Raw genomic sequence first — 18,175 nt, forward strand, 5'->3', positions numbered from 1 at the left:
CTTTTCTTATTTCAAAAGGGATAATAATGAGTTCACAAAATTCAAAAAAACATTTAGGTCATACCGCTCGTAAACGTTTCGGGCAAAACTTTTTACACGATATGAATGTCATTCATGGCATTGTGTCAGCAATTAACCCGAAAAAAGACGAATTTTTATTAGAAATTGGTCCGGGTTTAGCGGCATTAACAGAACCCGTTGCAGAATTAGTTGATAAACTCACTGTAGTGGAAATTGACCGTGATTTGGCTGAACGTTTACGCCACCACCCTTTCTTAAATCAAAAATTGACAGTTATTGAGCAAGATGCATTACGTTTTAATTTCCGTGAATATTTTGAAAGCCTAAATTTAGGAAAAGATTCTGTTCGTGTGTTCGGTAACTTGCCTTACAATATCTCTACGCCATTAATTTTCCACTTATTGACGTTCCACGATCTGATTAAAGATATGCACTTTATGCTACAAAAAGAAGTGGTCAAACGTTTATGTGCCGCACCAAACAGCAAGGCATACGGCAGATTAACCATTATGGCTCAATATTACTGTCAAGTAATTCCTGTGCTTGAAGTACCGCCGACGGCATTTAAACCTGCACCGAAAGTGGATTCAGCCGTTGTACGCTTAATGCCTTACAATCAACTGCCGTATCCTGCTAAAGATGTTTATTGGCTCAACCGTGTAACCACACAAGCCTTTAACCAACGTCGCAAAACATTACGCAATGCCCTCTCTACTCTCTTTAGTGCAGAACAGTTAGAAGCATTAGGCATTGATTTAACTGCTCGTGCAGAGAATCTCACCATTGCCGACTATGTTCGTTTGGCTAACTGGTTATATGAAAATCCACCGGCTATTGATACATCAGAAGAATTAGTTGATGAAGATTATTAAAAAGTAAAACAACAAGCGGTCATATTGAGTAAAAAATTTACAAAATATGACCGCTTGTATTTTATATGGCAATTTAAAAACTATTTCGTACCGAAAATTTTATCACCGGCATCGCCTAAGCCTGGAATGATATATCCTTTTTCGTTTAAGTGGCTATCAATTGATGCAGTGTAGAGTTCCACATCAGGGTGTGCTTCTTCCAGCACTTTAATCCCTTCTGGGGCAGCAACTAATACTAATACTTTGATGTGTTTACAGCCTGCTTTTTTCAGTAGATCAATAGTTGCAACCATTGAACCGCCCGTTGCTAACATTGGGTCTGTAATAATAGCTAAACGTTCAGCTACATCATTCGCTAATTTTGAAAAATATGGAACAGGTTTTAGCGTTTCTTCATCACGGTAAATCCCAACCACACTGATTCTGGCACTTGGAATATGTTCCAACACACCGTCCATCATCCCCAAACCCGCACGCAAAATTGGCACAACAGTAACTTTTTTGCCTTTAATTCGCTCGACAGGAATTGTATTACCGCTCCAGCCGTTAATTTCGACTGTTTCCATTTCTAAATCTTTGGTTGCTTCGTAAGTTAAAAGACTGCCAATTTCGTTGGCTAACTCACGGAAATCTTTTGTGCTGATTTCCGCCTCACGCATTAAACCTAATTTATGTTTTACCAGTGGGTGTTTTACTTCAACAATTTTCATTGTAAGCTCCTTAATTAAATAATTTAAGTGTTATTAACCGTTGATTTTGCTAATTCTTCATCTCTTAATACACGGCGAAGAATTTTACCAACATTACTTTTTGGTAGTTCATCTCTAAACTCAATATCACGTGGAATTTTATAGCCCGTTAGGAATTGGCGACAGTAACTACGAAGTTCATCACGGGTTAAACTTTCATCTTTTTTCGTTACAAAAATTTTAATACTTTCGCCAGAAGCTTCACTCGGTATACCAATAGCAACGACTTCATTCACTTTAGGATTTTGTGAAATCACCTCTTCAATTTCGGTTGGATAAACGTTAAAACCGGATACGATGATCATATCTTTTTTGCGATCGACAATGCGTAAATTGAGATCTTCACCCATTACGACAATATCGCCTGTTGCCATCCAACCGTCTTTTAATACTTGAGCAGTATCTTCAGGACGATTCCAATAACCTTGCATTACTTGAGGACCTTTAACCAATAGCTCTCCTCTTTCACCAAGTGGGAGTTCGTTACCTTCATCATCTACAATGCGGATATCCGTATTGGGTACAGGCACGCCAATTGAACCTGAATATTCCACAGAATCACTTCGTGTTGCGGAAATAAGTGGTGAACATTCTGTCATTCCGTAACCTTCAATAATGTGGCACCCTGTCAAATCGTGCCAACGTTTTGCTACATTAGACTGAATAGCCGCTCCTCCACCCACACTGAGTTTCAAATTTGAGAAATCCACCTCTTTAAATGCTTCATTATTGAGTAAGGCGTTAAATAATGTATTCACACCCGTAATAATTGATACTCTATATTTTTTCAGCTCTTTAATGAAACCAGGAATATCACGAGGGTTAGTAATTAATAAGCCTGTAATACCTAGTTCAAGGAATAATAAGCAGTTTAAAGATAACGCAAGAACGTGATAAAGCGGTAAAGGTACTGTACCAATTAAGTTTGGCGAATTTTTCAATAAAGGATCAACAATCCATTTTGCCTGCATCATATTTGCAATTAAGTTTTGATGCGTTAGCATTGCCCCTTTCGCTACGCCTGTTGTACCGCCCGTGTATTGTAAAAAGGCAAGATCGCTACTTACAATATTCGGTTTGACATATTGTCTTTGTTTGCCAATACTTAATGCTTCCCTAAAGCTGACAGCGTGAGGTAACTTATATTTAGGCACTAATTTTTTAATATATTTAACCACGAAATTAACTAAAGTACGTTTACCAAATGAGAGCTGGTCTCCCATTCTGGTTAAAATAACGTGTTTAATATTTGTGTTGAACACCACCTTTTCTAAAGTAGCCGCAAAGTTGGAGACAATCACAATCGCCTTTGCTCCGCTATCGTTAAGCTGATGCTCTAATTCACGCGGTGTATAAAGCGGATTAACGTTTACTACTATCAATCCGGCACGCAATGCTCCAAATAATGCAATCGGATATTGCAATAAATTCGGCATCATTAATGCAATACGATCGCCTTTTTGTAAACGTAATTCATTTTGCAAATAAGCAGCGAAAGAACGGCTGCGTTCTTCTAATTTGCGAAAAGTCAGAATTTGCCCCATATTAATATAAGCTGGAATATCCGGGTGGCGTTTTATTGCCGCTTCAAACATCTCAACCAGCGATTCATATTGATTCGTTTCAATTGTTTTTGGCGAATAGGGAGGGTAATTCTTAAACCATATTTTTTCCATTCTAGTCTCCTAAACCTTACCTAAAAAAATAGGCGAAAAATTTACTTGCTGACTGCGTTTATCAATAAATTTTTTTACAGCCCAGAAACTGATTCCTGTAAAAAGCAACATTACAAACAAAACAATAAGTTCATTTGCAAAAAATTGTGAAAATCCGACCGCTGTTATAATTAAAATAAATAGCGGAATGCCATAAATTAGAAAGACACTTTTTAATAATGTATTTTCAGCTAAACCTAACTGAATTTTATCACCCACATTTAACGGTTCATCAACCGCGATGCGAAAACGTGGTGCTATTTTTTCACCAGCTAACGCTGATAATGCTTTTGTACCACAAGCGACCTTTGACGCACAACCGCCACAGCCACTTTTTGCATAGCATTGCACAATAGCAATACCATTACGGTATTCCACAACAGTCGCTTCTTCTACTATCATTGAGAAGCTCCTTCTCTAAATTGAATGTTTGCCAAAATGTGCTTAGCCGCTTCTAACGGCACATCGCCAATAATCACAATATCTTTATCATTGATTGTCTGATTTAAAACGGTTAATTTGCCTTGCTGTCCGGCATAGTCATCAAAATTAACACCTTGACTCGGCATTACATAAATCGTAAAACTCAATAAACCATCGCTATATAAACGGCTATCCACATATTCACTGTCAAACTGATAAGCTGCTCCGCTTACTGTTTGGTTCTTAACCAATCGAAAACCTGTCGGTAACTCGTTCACATCCCAGTTATAAGGCGATTTTATCTCTTCTTTTTGAGTAGAGGTTAATGTTGGTAGCATTAAAACATCAATTGCATTAGCAATCATCGCAATTTCTTGAGATTGGTAAAGCTGTAACACTCGAAATTCTTCTAACACTACATTATCTTCATTTTGCAGCTGGCTTTTTAGCAATAAATTGGTCTCTTCATCAATCCAAAGCGTGTAAGAATAGCGGAAATTATCTTTTGGCAAAATACGAATAACTTTCGCTATTCTATCCGAAATACGATCTTTACCCGCATCTAAGAATACATAGCCGTTTAAGTGATGATAATCAGCGTAAATGACATTGGGAAGGTTATCTAAAATATAGGAACTGTTTAAACTAAAAGGACGGAAGTTGTATCCTAAATAGCTAACATTGCTATCTTTCAGGATAATTTCTTCTCGATTGTGATCTAGATTTAATAATTGAGCATACTCTTTATCATTAACAAAGGCGTGGCGTAACCGAAAAGATTCTATGCCTGTATTTTGCTGAAGAATATAGAGTAATTCGTAATTTGATTTTTTATGAGCTTCAGTCATTGAAGATAAATACAGCAAAGGCGTTTTAATTCCTGTATCTGCCAACGCAAAAGCGGAACAAGCGAAAATAGCTATGAACATCAAAAAATATTTTTTTATCTTAATAAACATATTTATTCTCAAAACCAAATTAAACTGATTTATTCTATCAAAAATTTTAAATCATTTCGCTATTTGTGAGTAATTTCTTGTTTTTTCGCTACATTTACATACAAAAAACCACATAATTATCAATTAATTATGTGGTTTCTTACTTACCTTAATCTATCTTATCTATTTTGCTGTTCTACTTGATTTGAAGAAGTTTTAGCCTTCTGTTTTTCTTCTTCTGATAAAGTTACACCTTGTACTGTATTTGTACGACGTTGTAGCTCGTGATTTTCTAGTAACGCATTGATTTTACGTTGCTGAAGCTCTAATTGCTCAGCAGTTGGCTGATCTTTCGCCGGTGCATTATAACTTACCGCTTCAACAGAATTACTGAAAGGTAAAGTTTGCAATACAGGCTGAGTTTGAGCCACTTCATTATTAGCGTTAAATGAATTTACACCAAATACAGCAACTAAACAGACTGAAGCAGCAACACCTGCTTGTAAGAGTGGAGTACCCCAACGTTTAAGTTTAAGTAATAAACCTTTTGGTTTTTCCACATTTGCTTGAGATTCAATTTCTTCATTTTCAAGCAATGCTTCCATTTCCGCAGAAAAATCCGCACCTAAGATGATTTCATCACCTTGCATCACATTACGAATGGTGTGATAACTAGCCCATTTTTGCTGTAATTCAGGGCTATTGGTTAAGGTTTCTACAAACTCTTTATCAACATCTTGCCCGTCCATATAAGCAGAAAGGTATTCGTGTTGAGTAATGCGTTGTTGCATAATCGACTCCAATGATTTTTGAGATTTTTTAAAACTATTTATTTGATTTACTGTATAAGTGGATTAATTTTTGCATCAATTGCTTCCCTTGCACGGAAAATACGTGAACGTACTGTTCCTACAGGGCACTCCATCACTTCTGCAATTTCTTCGTAACTTAAACCTTCTAATTCTCTTAAACGAATTGCAGTTTTAAGCTCATCAGGTAAATTTTCAATCGTATCAAATACGACTTTCTTTAATTCTTCGGATAGCACCAAATTTTCAGGTGTATCACTTTCACGAAGCTGAGTACCAACATCATAGCTTTCGGCATCTTCGGCTAAAATATCTTCTTTCGGAGGTCTTCTGCCTAATGAAGTTAAATGATTTTTTGCAGTATTAACCGCAATACGGTAAAGCCAAGTGTAAAAAGCACTTTCCCCACGAAATGATTCTAAGGAACGATAGGCTTTAATAAAAGATTCTTGCACAATGTCTGGAATATCATCTCTTGCAACATAGCGAGTAAGCAAACCGGCTACCCTGTTTTGATAACGTACTACAAGTAAATTAAATGCTTTTTTATCACCTTTTTGTGCTTTTTCGACTAATTCTTGGTCGGTGATTTGTTCGCTCAACTGCGGACTCTCCTAATAAATGTGTCATTTCCATTGCACACTTCTTTAGTGTGTGCTTTTTTCTAAAAGTTCCAACTAATGCGGAAAATTTTCTGATCTTTTTGATTTTTTGATAAAAACAAATAACAAGCGGTCGGATTTTAGCGAAATTTTGCAAAAATTTCAAAAAATCCGACCGCTTGTATCGCCTTTGAAAAGGACTAATTGCAATTTACTCTACTTTATTATTTCTCATTTCTTCGCTTTTAAATCCGCTACTTTTTGTGAACGGTAAATCGCATTGATGGCGTGAATTAACGCTCTTGCCGAGCTTTCTACGATATCTGTCGCCAAGCCCACACCGTGGAATTTTCTGCCTTCATATTCCACCACAATATCCACCTGCCCTAAGGCTTCTGCTCCTTCTCCTTTTGCGGTTAAGTTATAGTGCGACATTTTAAGCTCCATCCCCACAATATTCATAATTGCATTGTAAGTTGCTTCAACCGGACCATTACCGCCTTGCGAAGTTGCACTTTGACGAACACCGTCTAGTTCTACCTGCACAAATGCAGATGCCGGCAAACCGCTAATCAGCTGAGTCGTAATCACATCCAGTTTTAATCTGTTTTCTTCGCCTTGTTGCATATCAATAAAAGCAAGAGCTTCTAAATCATAATCAAAAACTTGTCCTTTTTTATCAGCAAGCTCTAGGAAAGCTTCATAGAGTTTATCTAAATCATAATCCGCTTCGGTATAGCCCATATCCGCCATATGTCCTTTTACCGCTGCACGACCTGAACGAGCGGTTAAGTTTAACTTCTCTTTCTTCAAGCCAATGGTTTCCGGAGACATAATTTCGTAGGTATTTTTGTTTTTCAGCATACCGTCTTGGTGAATACCTGATGAGTGAGCGAACGCATTGCTGCCTACAATCGCTTTATTCGGCTGAATTGGCATATTACAAAGCTGGCTCACCATTTGGCTCACACGATGAATTTCTTGGGTGTTGATACGAGTATCCACGCCCAAGAATTCTTGACGGGTTTTAATCACCATTACCACTTCTTCCAATGCCGTATTCCCTGCACGTTCACCAATACCGTTAATGGTACATTCGATCTGTCTTGCCCCATTTTGGATTGCGGTTAAAGAGTTCGCTGTTGCCATTCCTAAATCGTTATGACAATGTACAGAAACGATTGCTTTATCGATATTCGGCACACGGTTCATCACTTGGTGGATAATGTTTCCATACTCATTCGGCAAGCAGAAACCAACCGTATCCGGAATATTCACGGTGGTCGCCCCTGCGTTGATTGCAGCTTCTACAATACGGCAGATGTTATCAATCCCTGTACGACCTGCATCTTCACACGAAAACTCGACATCATCGGTATAGCCACGAGCACGTTTTACTGCTGCCACTGCCATTTCCACTACATCATCAAATGAACGCTTTAATTTTGCTTCAACGTGCAATGCCGAGCTAGCAATAAAGGTGTGAATACGGAAAGCTTCTGCAACTTTTAAGGCTTCATAAGCAGCATCAATATCTTTTGGTACAGCTCGAGAAAGTGCCGCCACACGGCTGTTTTTGATATGACGAGCAATCGTTTGTACCGATTCAAAATCCCCTGATGATGAAACAGGGAAACCTACCTCCATAACATCCACACCTAAACGCTCCAACGCGAGTGCAATTTGTAATTTTTCTTTTACCGTTAAACTCGCTTTTAGAGATTGTTCGCCATCACGTAAGGTGGTGTCAAAAATAATAATGTTATTGTTGCTCATAATAAAACCTTCATTTTATTGGGATAAATTATTGGGATAAAAAAAGCCCGCATTTTAAGTGCGGGCAAGAATGTGGATAGTCCATTTACTTTTTCCAACCAATCTTTATCCTCGCACAGAATACGATAACAGAGATAATCGGAGTAAGGTAAATTTTTCCATATGTTGTGTTGTGTGTTTATGTTTGCATTGTTATTCGTTAATGGGTGTATATTAGCTTTATCCAAGGTAATGTCAATAGCATTTTTCACTTTACGCAACCGTTTAACCGCAATTAAGAACCTATCAAATTAGAATATTATTTTGCCATTAACAATATATTTGGTTGAAAACTCCAAATGAGAAAAGCAAAATAATACAATACATCAATTTTAATGATATTTAGAATTTTAAAATTTCTATAAAAATAATTTTAAATTTATTTTTACCTTTGAAGTTTCAACTCAAATTTGATAGCCTCTTGCATTATTTTACTGCTGAGGATACACAATGACCCTACCATTTCGTGCCATTATTTCCGATCTTGACGGTACTCTGTTAAATGCACATCATAAAATTGGCGATTTTACGATTGAAACATTAGAAAAATTATCACAAAAAGGCGTAGATATCTTTTTTGCCACAGGCAGAAATTACCCCGATGTTTCCCATATCATCAGCAAAGTAGATGCTAAAAATGCAATGCTGGTTACCTCAAATGGAGCAAGAGCCAATAATTTAGACGGCGAAAAAATTGTCAGTCATTATTTGCCGGAAGATATCGCCGTTGAGTTAATGAACATTAACTTTGACGATAAAAATGTTTGCCTAAACAGCTATCAAGGCGATGAATGGTTTATCAATAAAGAGATTCCACAGCTAAAACACTTCCACCAAGAATCCGGTTTTGGCTATCAAGTGGCAGATTTTTCTAACCATCACGGCAGAGAAACAGAGAAAGTCTTTTTTATCGGTAAAACAGTTGAAGCCTTAATTCCGATTGAAAATTACATTCGAGAAACCTATGGGGACCGTGTGCAAATGACCTATTCCGCCCTACTCTGCCTTGAAGTAATGGCAAAGGGCGTTTGCAAAGCGAATGCCTTGGAAGAGTTAGTGAAATTACGAGGCTACAAATTACAAGATTGCATTGCCTTTGGCGACGGTATGAATGATATAGAAATGTTGAACTTAGCGGGCAAAGGTTGTCTAATGGCAAATGCCGATCCTCGCCTAAAATTGGCATTACCGAGTAATGAAGTGATTGGATACAATAAAGATGAAGCGGTTGCCAGTTATATTCGAGCCACATTTGGTATCATCTAATTGCAAAATTTTTTCAAAAAACAACCGCTTGTAGCACAACATATCACAAAGGAAGAGTATGAAACGTACAACATTAGCCACACTTGTGCTAATTGCCGCTGTCGGAATAGGTGGATATTTTTACTACAATCAGCAAAATGATGAACAACAAATTCACTATATTACTGAAGCGGTTAGCCGTGCCGAAATCAATAAAAATGTACTTGCCACAGGGTCAGTACGAGCGAGCAAACGTACGGAGGTTGGGGCTCAAGTTTCGGGTAAAATCCAAAAACTCTATGTCGAACTCGGGCAAACCGTTAAACAAGGCGATTTGATTGCAGACATTGACTCAAGCAACCAAAGCAACACGTTAAGCACCGCTCAAGCTCAACTCGCATCATACAAAGCACAGCTTACCTCTGCACAAGTTGCTCTTGAAGTCGCCCAATCAAATTACAGCCGATTAACTAAATTATATCGAGCCAATAGTGCAGCGTTGTCAGACGTCGAAACGGCTAAAAATACACTCGCTTCAGCCAAAGCAACGGTTGATAACATCAAAGCACAATTAAAATCCGCAGAAATCTCGGTTAATAATGCTCAAACCAATTTAAATTACACTCAAATCATCTCGCCAATGGATGGTGTGATTGTATCTGTGCCGGTTTCTGTCGGACAAACGGTGAATTCTAATCAAACTTCACCTACTATTGTACAAGTGGCAGATTTATCTAAAATGCTGATTAAACTTGAAATTTCAGAAGGCGATATTGCTCAAGTAAAAGTTGGACAACAAGTCAAATTTTCTACTCTTGCCGAACCTAATCGAGAGTATTTAGCAACCATTGATTCTGTTGATCCTGCACTCACAACACTTACCGACAACAATTACACAGAAAAATCAGGCAATACTGAGGCGGTTTATTACTATGCCAATGTGTCGATTGATAATTCCGATAATAGTTTACGCATTGGAATGACAACCCAAGCTCAAATTACCATTGATAAACGAGAGCAGGTTTTAGTTGTTCCCACTAACGTAATTAAAAAACGTGGAAAAGAAAATTATGTGTTAGTGCTAGAGAATGGGCTGTCGGTTGAAAAACCGATACAAATCGGCATTTCTGATACACAAAATACCGAAATTGTAACAGGATTAAATGAAGGCGATCAGGTTATTGTTACGCAAAGAGCAGATGGAGAAAAAATAAGTACAACAAGAGGACCAAGAATTCTCTAAATCCTTTCTAAATAACAAGCGGTTAAATTTCCCTCATATTTTGCAAAAAATAAGAAAAATTTAACCGCTTGCCTGTTTCTATATTAAAACGAATGTTTATTTCTCATTATCGTTTTTCATCTTCGCAAAAATCATCGCCAAGATAGGACCTGAAATATTGTGCCAGAAGCTAAATACTGCACTTGGCACAGCAATCACAGGATTCGCTTTAAAGTGTAATGCGGCAAGTGCTGCTCCTAAACCTGAGTTCTGCATACCTACTTCAATTGCTACTGCTTTGCTGTCTGCAATAGGCAGTTTAAATAAGCGGCTCGCTAAATAACCGATTAAATAACCTAAACCGTTGTGTAAGGCAACCACTGCAAAAATTAATAAACCGGATTCAATAATGCGATCACGACTTACTGAAACCACCGCCGTTACAATTAATACAATCGCAATAACCGAAATTAACGGCATTGTTTGGCTGAACTGTTCTACTTTCTGCTTGAAGATAGTACGAATAACGACGCCAACAAAAATAGGCAACAACACCATTTGTAGCACAGAAATAAATATAGCCGTTGCATTAATTTCTAACCATTGACTGGCAAATAAGTAGAAAATAGCAGGGGTTAAAACAGGTGCTAATAAGGTTGAAATGGTTGTGCAAGCCACCGATAAAGCCGTGTTACCACGAGCTAAATAAGTCATTACATTTGACGATGTTCCACCCGGACAACAGCCCACTAAAATCACACCAATGGCTAAATCAGGCGGTAAATTAAATGCTTTTGCCAATCCATAAGCAACACTTGGCATTACCACGAATTGAGCGATAACACCGATAATCACTGATTTTGGATTTTTTGTAACTTCAGCAAAATCTTTGAATGTTAAAGTTAAGCCCATTCCAAGCATTACGATACCTAAAAGATATGGAATCCAAGGAACAAATTGTTTAAAAGTTTCAGGGAATTGTGCCGCAATGAAAGCGAAAACCACCACCCAAATAGCGAAAGTTTTGCTAACAAATTGCGTAAATTTTAATAATGTTTGCATATTGCCTCTATATTGTTATAAAAAGGTTAATAGCCTAACTTAGTTTTCAGTAAAAGTGAATAGCGGTCATAAAAACTATAGTAATGAATGCCTCTTTTTAGGTATAATCATTTCGTTTATCAACAAAAAATTTAAGGATATCTTTATGAAAAACTTAAAACTTTCCGCAATGAGCCTCACCGCTTTATTCGTTCTAACCGCTTGTACTCACACTCACTCAAATAGTGATGAACATCATCAAATGGTGTTGCAAGAGCAAGCAACTTTAGGCGTGAACTGGGTGCAACAATCTGGAGAATACCAAGCGTTAGCACACCAAGCGTTTAACACGGCAAAAATGGCTTTTGATCAGGCAAAAGTGAAAAAAGGCAAGAAAAAAGCCGTTGTGGTTGATTTAGATGAAACAATGGTAGATAACAGCCCTTACGCTGGCTGGCAAGTGAAAAATCATAAGCCTTTTGATGGCGAAAGCTGGACTCGCTGGGTAAATGCCCGTCAAACCGGAGCGATTGCCGGTGCCGTTGAATTTAACAACTATGTAAACAGCCATAAAGGCACAGTATTTTATGTTTCAAACCGTAAAGATGACGACGAAAAAGCAGGCACTATCGATGATATGAACAAACTCGGCTTTAATGGCGTAAGTGAAAAAACGTTATTCTTGAAAAAAGATAAATCAAACAAAACCCCTCGTTTTGAAGAAATCGAAAAACAAGGTTATGAGATCGTGCTTTATGTGGGCGATAACCTAAACGATTTCGGTGATGCAACTTACCGCAAATCAAACGCAGAACGCCGTGCGTTTGTGGCAGAAAACAGCAAATTGTTCGGTAAAAAATTTATTGTATTACCAAACCCGAACTACGGCGACTGGGAAGGTGGTTTAGATAAAAATTACTACAAAGGCAATGCAGAAAGCCGGGTAAAAATCCGCCACAATGCAATCAATGCGTGGGACGGTAAATAATCCGCTCAACTATTTGTGAAAAATCACTAAACAACGACCGCTTGTAAATCTTTTATCCGATTACAAGCGGTCATTTTTCTATAAAACTTTGCAAAAGTTTGTTAGGATAACCACGCTTTCAACTCATACTAAAACAATAAGGAACGAACAATGACAGCAATGAAAATTATACTTTCCCAACAAGCTGCCCCTGAAATTTGGGGAAAAAATGCTCTACTTTCCGTTAATAATGCGGGCTTTATCGTTCACAACCCCAAAAACGATGTAGCCACTATTCAAAAAGCCGCCCGTAAAATTAAAAATCAAGGTATTTTGAATGTGGCATTAGCTGGCGATGGCTGGAATTTAGAAGAGTGCTGGGCGTTCCATCAAGGTTTCAATTCAGTTAAAAATCAAGGCTCGGTGGAATACCCTAATTTAGGCGAACAACAAGCGGAATTTGATAACCGAGTAAAATGTGCTACTTTCGTGCGTGAGTTAATTAACGAGCCGTCTGAGAGCTTAACCCCTGAGAAATTGGCTCAACAAGCGGGTGAATTTATCCAAAATATTGCAAAACCAAACACAGTTTCTTATGAAATCATTCGTGGCAAAGCGTTAAAAGAAAAAGACTATCACGGCATTTGGACGGTGGGTAAAGGCTCAAACAATCCCCCTGCTTTATTAAAATTAGACTTTAATCCAACAGGTGATAAAAATGCCCCTGTGCTTGCCTGCTTAGTCGGTAAAGGAATTACCTTCGACACCGGCGGCTACAGTTTAAAACCAAGTGATGGAATGAGCACAATGCGTACCGATATGGGCGGAGCGGCACTCTTAACAGGCTCACTTGCTTTTGCGATTTCTCGTGGTTTAAACAAACGTGTAAAACTTTATCTCTGCTGTGCGGAAAATATGGTCAGCCACAATGCATTCAAGTTGGGCGATATCATTACTTACCGCAACGGCGTTACTGTTGAAGTGCTCAATACTGATGCGGAAGGGCGTTTGGTGTTAGCCGATGGTTTAATTGATGCCTCAAAACAAAATCCACAATTTATTATTGATTCGGCAACGCTCACCGGAGCAGCAAAAGTGGCGGTGGGGAACGACTACCATTCCGTGCTTTCAATGGATGATAACCTAACAAACGCTCTATTCAGCTCGGCAAAAGATGAAAACGAACCATTCTGGCGTTTACCGTTTGAAGAACTCCACCGAGGGCAAATTTCTTCTTCATTCGCTGATATTGCTAATATCGGTTCTGTACCCGTTGGGGCAGGTGCAAGTACGGCAACCGCATTTTTATCTTACTTTGTAGAAAACTACCAGCAAAACTGGTTACATATTGATGCTTCTGCTACATTCCGCAAAACCGCAAGCGACTTATGGGCGGCGGGTGCAACAGGGCTTGGTATCAAAACAATCGCAAATTTGTTACTCTCAAAATAACAGGCTTCGTAGGGCAAATTGCAATTTGCCCTACTAACAATTGAATAATTATGGCTAAATCAAATTACATTACCCGCTCAGGCTGGCAAGCCTTAGATCAAGAGCTGAAATTTTTATGGAAGGAAGAACGCCCAAAAGTTACGCAAGCGGTTTCTGATGCAGCGGCACTGGGCGATCGCAGCGAAAATGCGGAATATATTTACGGTAAACGTCGCTTGCGTGAAATCGACCGCCGTGTGCGTTTTCTCTCTAAACGGCTAGAGGTATTACAAATTGTCGATTATCACCCGAAACAAGAAGGCAAAGTCTTTTTTGGTGCTTGGATTGAGCTCGAAAATGAAGAAGGTGAGGCGAAACAATATCGCATTGTTGGTTGTGATGAATTTGACCCGGCAAAAAACTGGATTTCGATAGACTCTCCGGTCGCCCGTGCGTTAATCGGCAAACAGGTGGACGATGAAATTCGGGTGGAAACACCTATGGGAAAAGTGTTGCTTTATATTAACAAGATTTGGTATGAGCAAGCGAGCTAATCATTTGTAGGGGCGAATCGCAATTTGCCCCTACTCTATCTACCCAAACAACCTATCCATTTCTTCAATTAGCAATTTGCTTGGTTTGTCAAAATAAACACCGCTTGCACTCTCTCCATTCATAGCCCGTAGGAAAAGATACGCAACGCCGCCAAAATCACGTTCATAATCGTAATTTTCACTTAGACGAACAGTTAGATAACGGTGCACAGCAAGAGTATAAAGCAAATATTGTAAATCATAACGCTGTCTGCCCATTTCTCGCTGAATATTTTCTATGGAATAATTTTGTGGCAGATAACCTAAGAAATTCGATTTGTAGTCAATCAAATAGAATTTTCCATTCATCTGCACAATGCAATCCACAAAGCCACGCACAAAGCCTTCTAATTGCGGCAATTGCAGTTCAGGCAAATTTTTTGCTAAAGGGCTATGTTGTTTTAATAACGCATTTAATTGGTGCAGAGCTTTATCATTTTTTAAGCGTAAATAGAATTGCCATTCATTTAACCGTTTAGTTTCATCGATCTCTTTTAAACAGAAATTTGCTTCCGGCAGAGGAGTAGCAAGAATACGCTCAAACCAGCCTAATGTTGGCTCGAGCCATTCTTCACTTAAACCTAATTGTTCACACACTTTCACCACACTTTCTTTATCAATTTGTTCGCCAAATCGGCAATGCTCAAAAAAACTGTGCAACACAGTACCAACTTTAATGCCGTGCGGAAATTGGAATGGTGAAAAAGCATCAGTTTCCACCGTGTAATCCGGCTCAATGAGTTCAATATGGACATCTCTGTCTTGGGCTAAATCTATCACTCTTTCTGCTTTACCTTCACTAAAACGCTCGTGTTGTGCATAAAGTGAAGTAAAACTCGTAATCTGCCCCACTACCCGAATATTGCCACTAAAGGTTTTGGCTTGATAACTTTCCTCCGTTTTACCACTTTCCCAACGGCTAAAAGGTAAATGCTCTGCTACTTCAATAATATCGGCTGAAATCTGCTTTTTCTCAAAATAGTCTGCAACACTCACTTCATCTTTCGGTAATTCACCTTCTGCCAATAAATAATGTAACGGGCTCCAGCCTGAAATCATTTTAGGTAACACTAAATTGAGCTGAGATTCCGCACGGGTTAATGCAACATAAAACAGACGAAGATCTTCCGCATAAGCTTCATTTTGGATTTGCTCTTTTGCCTCTTTTTCACCCAAATACCAATCCAATTTACCTTGTGTATTACGGTATAAACCTAAATTGACCTTAGTATCGCCCTCGCTTTTTTCCGCTGCAAACGGCAACCAAACAATCGGATATTGCAAGCCTTTCGAGCCGTGAATGGTAACAATTTTAATCAACTCTTCTTCACTTTCAAGGCGAAGTTGCTGTTCATCATTAAAATCGGGTGAGCTAATTTGCTTTTCATACCAACGCACCAGTTCCGCTTCAGATTCCAACGCCTGCGAAGTTTCTTGCAGAATTTCCGTCAAATGCAGCAAATCAGTAATTAAACGATCCGCATTCGGCAAGCCTTTTAATCGTTCAATAATACCTTGCTCCAAATAGATTTTATGCAACATCGGCAAAATACCTTGCTCTTTCCAAATGGTGCTGTATTCCACAAACTGATTGACCTTTAAATCCCACAACATTTCATTTTCTTTGTAGCGATAAATTTCTGCCGCACTTAGCCCCCAAAGGGTTGAACCTAAAGCGGACAATAACGCTTTATAATTGTAAGGGTTAAGCCCGGCTTGCAAAATCCAACAAAGTTCAGTTGCAATTTCAGAACCAAATACAGAAGCCGATTCCGCTAAATAAACTGATTTAATATTTCGCTTGGCTAGGGCTTTTTTAATGCGTTTCGCTTGTGAGCCTTTTCGCACTAGAATGGTAATATCCTTTGGCTCAAAAGGGTTGAACTCACCATTTTTCTCAATCCCGAATTTCCCCTCATTCATTGCCTTAAGTTGTTGATGGATTTGGTATGCACAAATTTCTGCTCTCTCATCGAGATTGGTTTTATCTCTGGTGTAGCAAACAAAATGCCCTTGCTCACTCATTAGCTTACCTTTGCGACCGTCTGCTTCAACAGGGTGAAAACCGATGTCATCATAAAGAAATGGCGATTTATCCTTATTTGCAAAATAAAACAAATTATTGACCGCTTGTACTACTTCAGGCAAAGAACGCCAGTTTTTGCCAAGCGTAAATTGCTCGTCAGCCTGCTTTGCCGCTCTCAAATAAGTGAAAATATCCGCCCCACGAAATTTGTAGATCGACTGTTTCGGATCACCGATCATAATAAAGCCGTTATCGCTCTGCCCTTCCATAAAAATTTGGCTGAAAATTTCATATTGGGTTAGATCGGTATCTTGGAACTCATCAATCATCGCAAAAGGGTAAATAGAGCGAATTTTTTGGGCTAACGCCTTGCCAGTTTGTGGATTTTTCAACGCTTGGTTAAGCATTATCAGTAAATCATCAAAACCACGCTCCGGGTGCGATTGCTTATATTCTGCCAGCTTGGTTTTTAAGCTTATTAAAAATTGATAGAGTAAAATCGCTTTTAAGCTATTTTCAAACTGCTGCTGATAAGCGGTCAAAAAATCCTGATTTTTTGCAAGTTGAGGTAAATCCATTGGCTCACAACTTTTCTTCGTGCCTGCGGCTATTTTCTCCGTAGTAAACAGATAGAACTCGTCTGGCAAATCACGATTTGACGAATTTACCCATTGGTTCATCACAATAACACCCGTTTCAAAAGTAGCAGAGCGATACCAACCACCGTGTAACGTCGTTTTATTTTTGAGATCGTGCCTAATGGCTTCCACTAACGCTTCACCATTGGCTTTCCAGTAAGATTTCACTTCATCAATAAATCGATTATATTGTGCCAACTGTTCCGTAAAATCTTGAGCTAGAAACGCTTTCGGCTCGGGCAACTCACTTGCTAAATAATTTCTTACCGCATTTAACGCCCTTTCCGGTGTAGTTAATTCAGCTGAAATAATTTCACTTTCTTTTACCCCTTGCGGATAAAACTGCTCTCGCCATACATCTTCGCTTAATTTTTTCAGTAAATCAGATTGGTTCGGCTGTAAATCAAGATCAAATCGCACGCCTGACTCGAAGGCAAACTGCACCAACATTTTTTGGCAGAAGCTGTGAATGGTAAACACGCTGGCAGTGTCAATTTCACGTTCGGCAATGCTCAAACGTAATAATGCTTCGTGAATGTGATTGATATGCGGATAGAGCTGCTCTAAAAACTCAAGATTATTAGCATAAGATTTATTTTCTGTTTTCTCCCCATTCACTTTATCTTTTAAAAAATCGGCACATTGCTGAATATTTTTTCGGATACGATTTTTCAGCTCCTCCGTTGCTGCTTTGGTAAAAGTTACCACTAAAATTTGCTCAACAGTTAAAGGCATAACACCTACGCCTAGTAATAAACGTAGGTAAATATTGGCAATGGTAAACGTCTTCCCCGTGCCGGCAGAGGCTTCAATTAAGACAGATTTATTTAAGGGTAATTTAATAGGGTTTAGATTTTGCATAACGTAAAAGTAGGAAAACGACAAATAATAAGATTTTATCTATAAAGAAAAAGAATGGCTAGTGTGAACCAAATTTACTCTTTTTTATTCTATCTCGGAGAAAAATTTCATTTATTATGTGATCAAGCTCACAAATCTAAATAAAAGTTTGAATTTTTTTCGTTTTTGTGTACACATAAAATCCCCCTCTTTCCATCCCCTAAAAAA

15 protein-coding genes are annotated in these 18,175 nt (G+C 38.5%); 6 read left to right on the top strand and 9 right to left on the bottom strand.

The window, feature by feature from the left end:
- Positions 1 to 26: 26 nt before the first annotated feature.
- Positions 27 to 893: a 16S rRNA (adenine(1518)-N(6)/adenine(1519)-N(6))-dimethyltransferase RsmA gene (rsmA, locus tag V6W77_RS06395; RefSeq protein ID WP_025236251.1), complete on the top strand. Its 867-nt coding sequence runs from the start codon at positions 27 to 29 to the stop codon at positions 891 to 893.
- Between the two features lie 80 nt (positions 894 to 973).
- Here rsmA and upp read toward each other — a convergent pair whose 3' ends face one another.
- From upp to leuA, 7 genes are all read right to left on the bottom strand, one after another.
- Complete coding sequence (gene upp / locus V6W77_RS06400) at positions 974 to 1,603, bottom strand: uracil phosphoribosyltransferase (protein WP_025236252.1); 630 nt, start codon at positions 1,601 to 1,603, stop codon at positions 974 to 976.
- Positions 1,604 to 1,626: 23 nt separating this feature from the next.
- On the bottom strand, positions 1,627 to 3,318 hold the full coding sequence (gene fadD, locus V6W77_RS06405) for a long-chain-fatty-acid--CoA ligase FadD (protein ID WP_334229040.1): 1,692 nt from the start codon (positions 3,316 to 3,318) through the stop codon (positions 1,627 to 1,629).
- Positions 3,319 to 3,327: 9 nt separating this feature from the next.
- Complete coding sequence (locus V6W77_RS06410; RefSeq protein WP_334254133.1) at positions 3,328 to 3,759, bottom strand: SoxR reducing system RseC family protein; 432 nt, start codon at positions 3,757 to 3,759, stop codon at positions 3,328 to 3,330.
- Positions 3,756 to 4,709 (bottom strand): MucB/RseB C-terminal domain-containing protein, encoded by a 954-nt coding sequence (locus V6W77_RS06415; RefSeq protein WP_235068737.1) that lies wholly within the window; start codon positions 4,707 to 4,709, stop codon positions 3,756 to 3,758. Before V6W77_RS06415 ends, V6W77_RS06410 begins: the two co-directional genes overlap by 4 nt.
- Before the next feature lie 188 nt (positions 4,710 to 4,897).
- Entirely contained in the window at positions 4,898 to 5,509 is a 612-nt protein-coding gene (locus V6W77_RS06420; RefSeq protein WP_334254134.1) for a sigma-E factor negative regulatory protein, read from the bottom strand.
- A 47-nt stretch (positions 5,510 to 5,556) separates the two neighbouring features.
- Positions 5,557 to 6,129: an RNA polymerase sigma factor RpoE gene (gene rpoE / locus V6W77_RS06425; RefSeq protein ID WP_025236257.1), complete on the bottom strand. Its 573-nt coding sequence runs from the start codon at positions 6,127 to 6,129 to the stop codon at positions 5,557 to 5,559.
- Between the two features lie 231 nt (positions 6,130 to 6,360).
- Complete coding sequence (leuA, locus tag V6W77_RS06430; protein WP_334254135.1) at positions 6,361 to 7,905, bottom strand: 2-isopropylmalate synthase; 1,545 nt, start codon at positions 7,903 to 7,905, stop codon at positions 6,361 to 6,363.
- 489 nt (positions 7,906 to 8,394) lie between these two features.
- On the opposite strand from leuA, the gene V6W77_RS06435 reads away from it, so the two are divergent.
- Both V6W77_RS06435 and V6W77_RS06440 read left to right on the top strand, forming a co-directional pair.
- The gene (locus tag V6W77_RS06435; RefSeq protein WP_334254136.1) at positions 8,395 to 9,210 is read left to right on the top strand and encodes a Cof-type HAD-IIB family hydrolase; all 816 of its coding nucleotides are present in this window, start codon (positions 8,395 to 8,397) and stop codon (positions 9,208 to 9,210) included.
- A 58-nt stretch (positions 9,211 to 9,268) separates the two neighbouring features.
- Positions 9,269 to 10,432, top strand: a complete 1,164-nt coding sequence (locus V6W77_RS06440) for an efflux RND transporter periplasmic adaptor subunit (RefSeq protein ID WP_334254137.1) — start codon at positions 9,269 to 9,271, stop codon at positions 10,430 to 10,432.
- A gap of 96 nt (positions 10,433 to 10,528) precedes the next feature.
- Here the strand turns inward: V6W77_RS06440 and V6W77_RS06445 are convergent, their stop codons facing one another.
- Positions 10,529 to 11,473 (bottom strand): bile acid:sodium symporter family protein, encoded by a 945-nt coding sequence (locus V6W77_RS06445; RefSeq protein ID WP_334254138.1) that lies wholly within the window; start codon positions 11,471 to 11,473, stop codon positions 10,529 to 10,531.
- A gap of 145 nt (positions 11,474 to 11,618) precedes the next feature.
- Here V6W77_RS06445 and V6W77_RS06450 point away from each other — a divergent pair, with 145 nt between their 5' ends.
- The 3 genes from V6W77_RS06450 to greB all read left to right on the top strand — a co-directional run bounded on the left by V6W77_RS06450 (position 11,619) and on the right by greB (position 14,404).
- A complete protein-coding gene (locus V6W77_RS06450) occupies positions 11,619 to 12,440 on the top strand; it encodes a 5'-nucleotidase, lipoprotein e(P4) family (RefSeq protein WP_334254139.1) in 822 nt (273 codons plus the stop codon).
- Between the two features lie 150 nt (positions 12,441 to 12,590).
- Positions 12,591 to 13,871, top strand: coding sequence for an aminopeptidase PepB (gene pepB, locus V6W77_RS06455; protein ID WP_334254140.1), 1,281 nt, complete (start codon positions 12,591 to 12,593; stop codon positions 13,869 to 13,871).
- A gap of 50 nt (positions 13,872 to 13,921) precedes the next feature.
- Positions 13,922 to 14,404, top strand: coding sequence for a transcription elongation factor GreB (gene greB, locus V6W77_RS06460; protein ID WP_334254141.1), 483 nt, complete (start codon positions 13,922 to 13,924; stop codon positions 14,402 to 14,404).
- 39 nt (positions 14,405 to 14,443) lie between these two features.
- On the opposite strand, the gene recB is transcribed toward greB, so the two are convergent.
- A complete protein-coding gene (gene recB, locus V6W77_RS06465) occupies positions 14,444 to 17,968 on the bottom strand; it encodes an exodeoxyribonuclease V subunit beta (RefSeq protein ID WP_334254142.1) in 3,525 nt (1,174 codons plus the stop codon).
- Positions 17,969 to 18,175 lie beyond the last annotated feature (207 nt).

Origin of the sequence: Mannheimia indoligenes (assembly GCF_036880405.1) — a bacterium.
GTDB classification, from domain to species: domain Bacteria; phylum Pseudomonadota; class Gammaproteobacteria; order Enterobacterales; family Pasteurellaceae; genus Mannheimia; species Mannheimia indoligenes.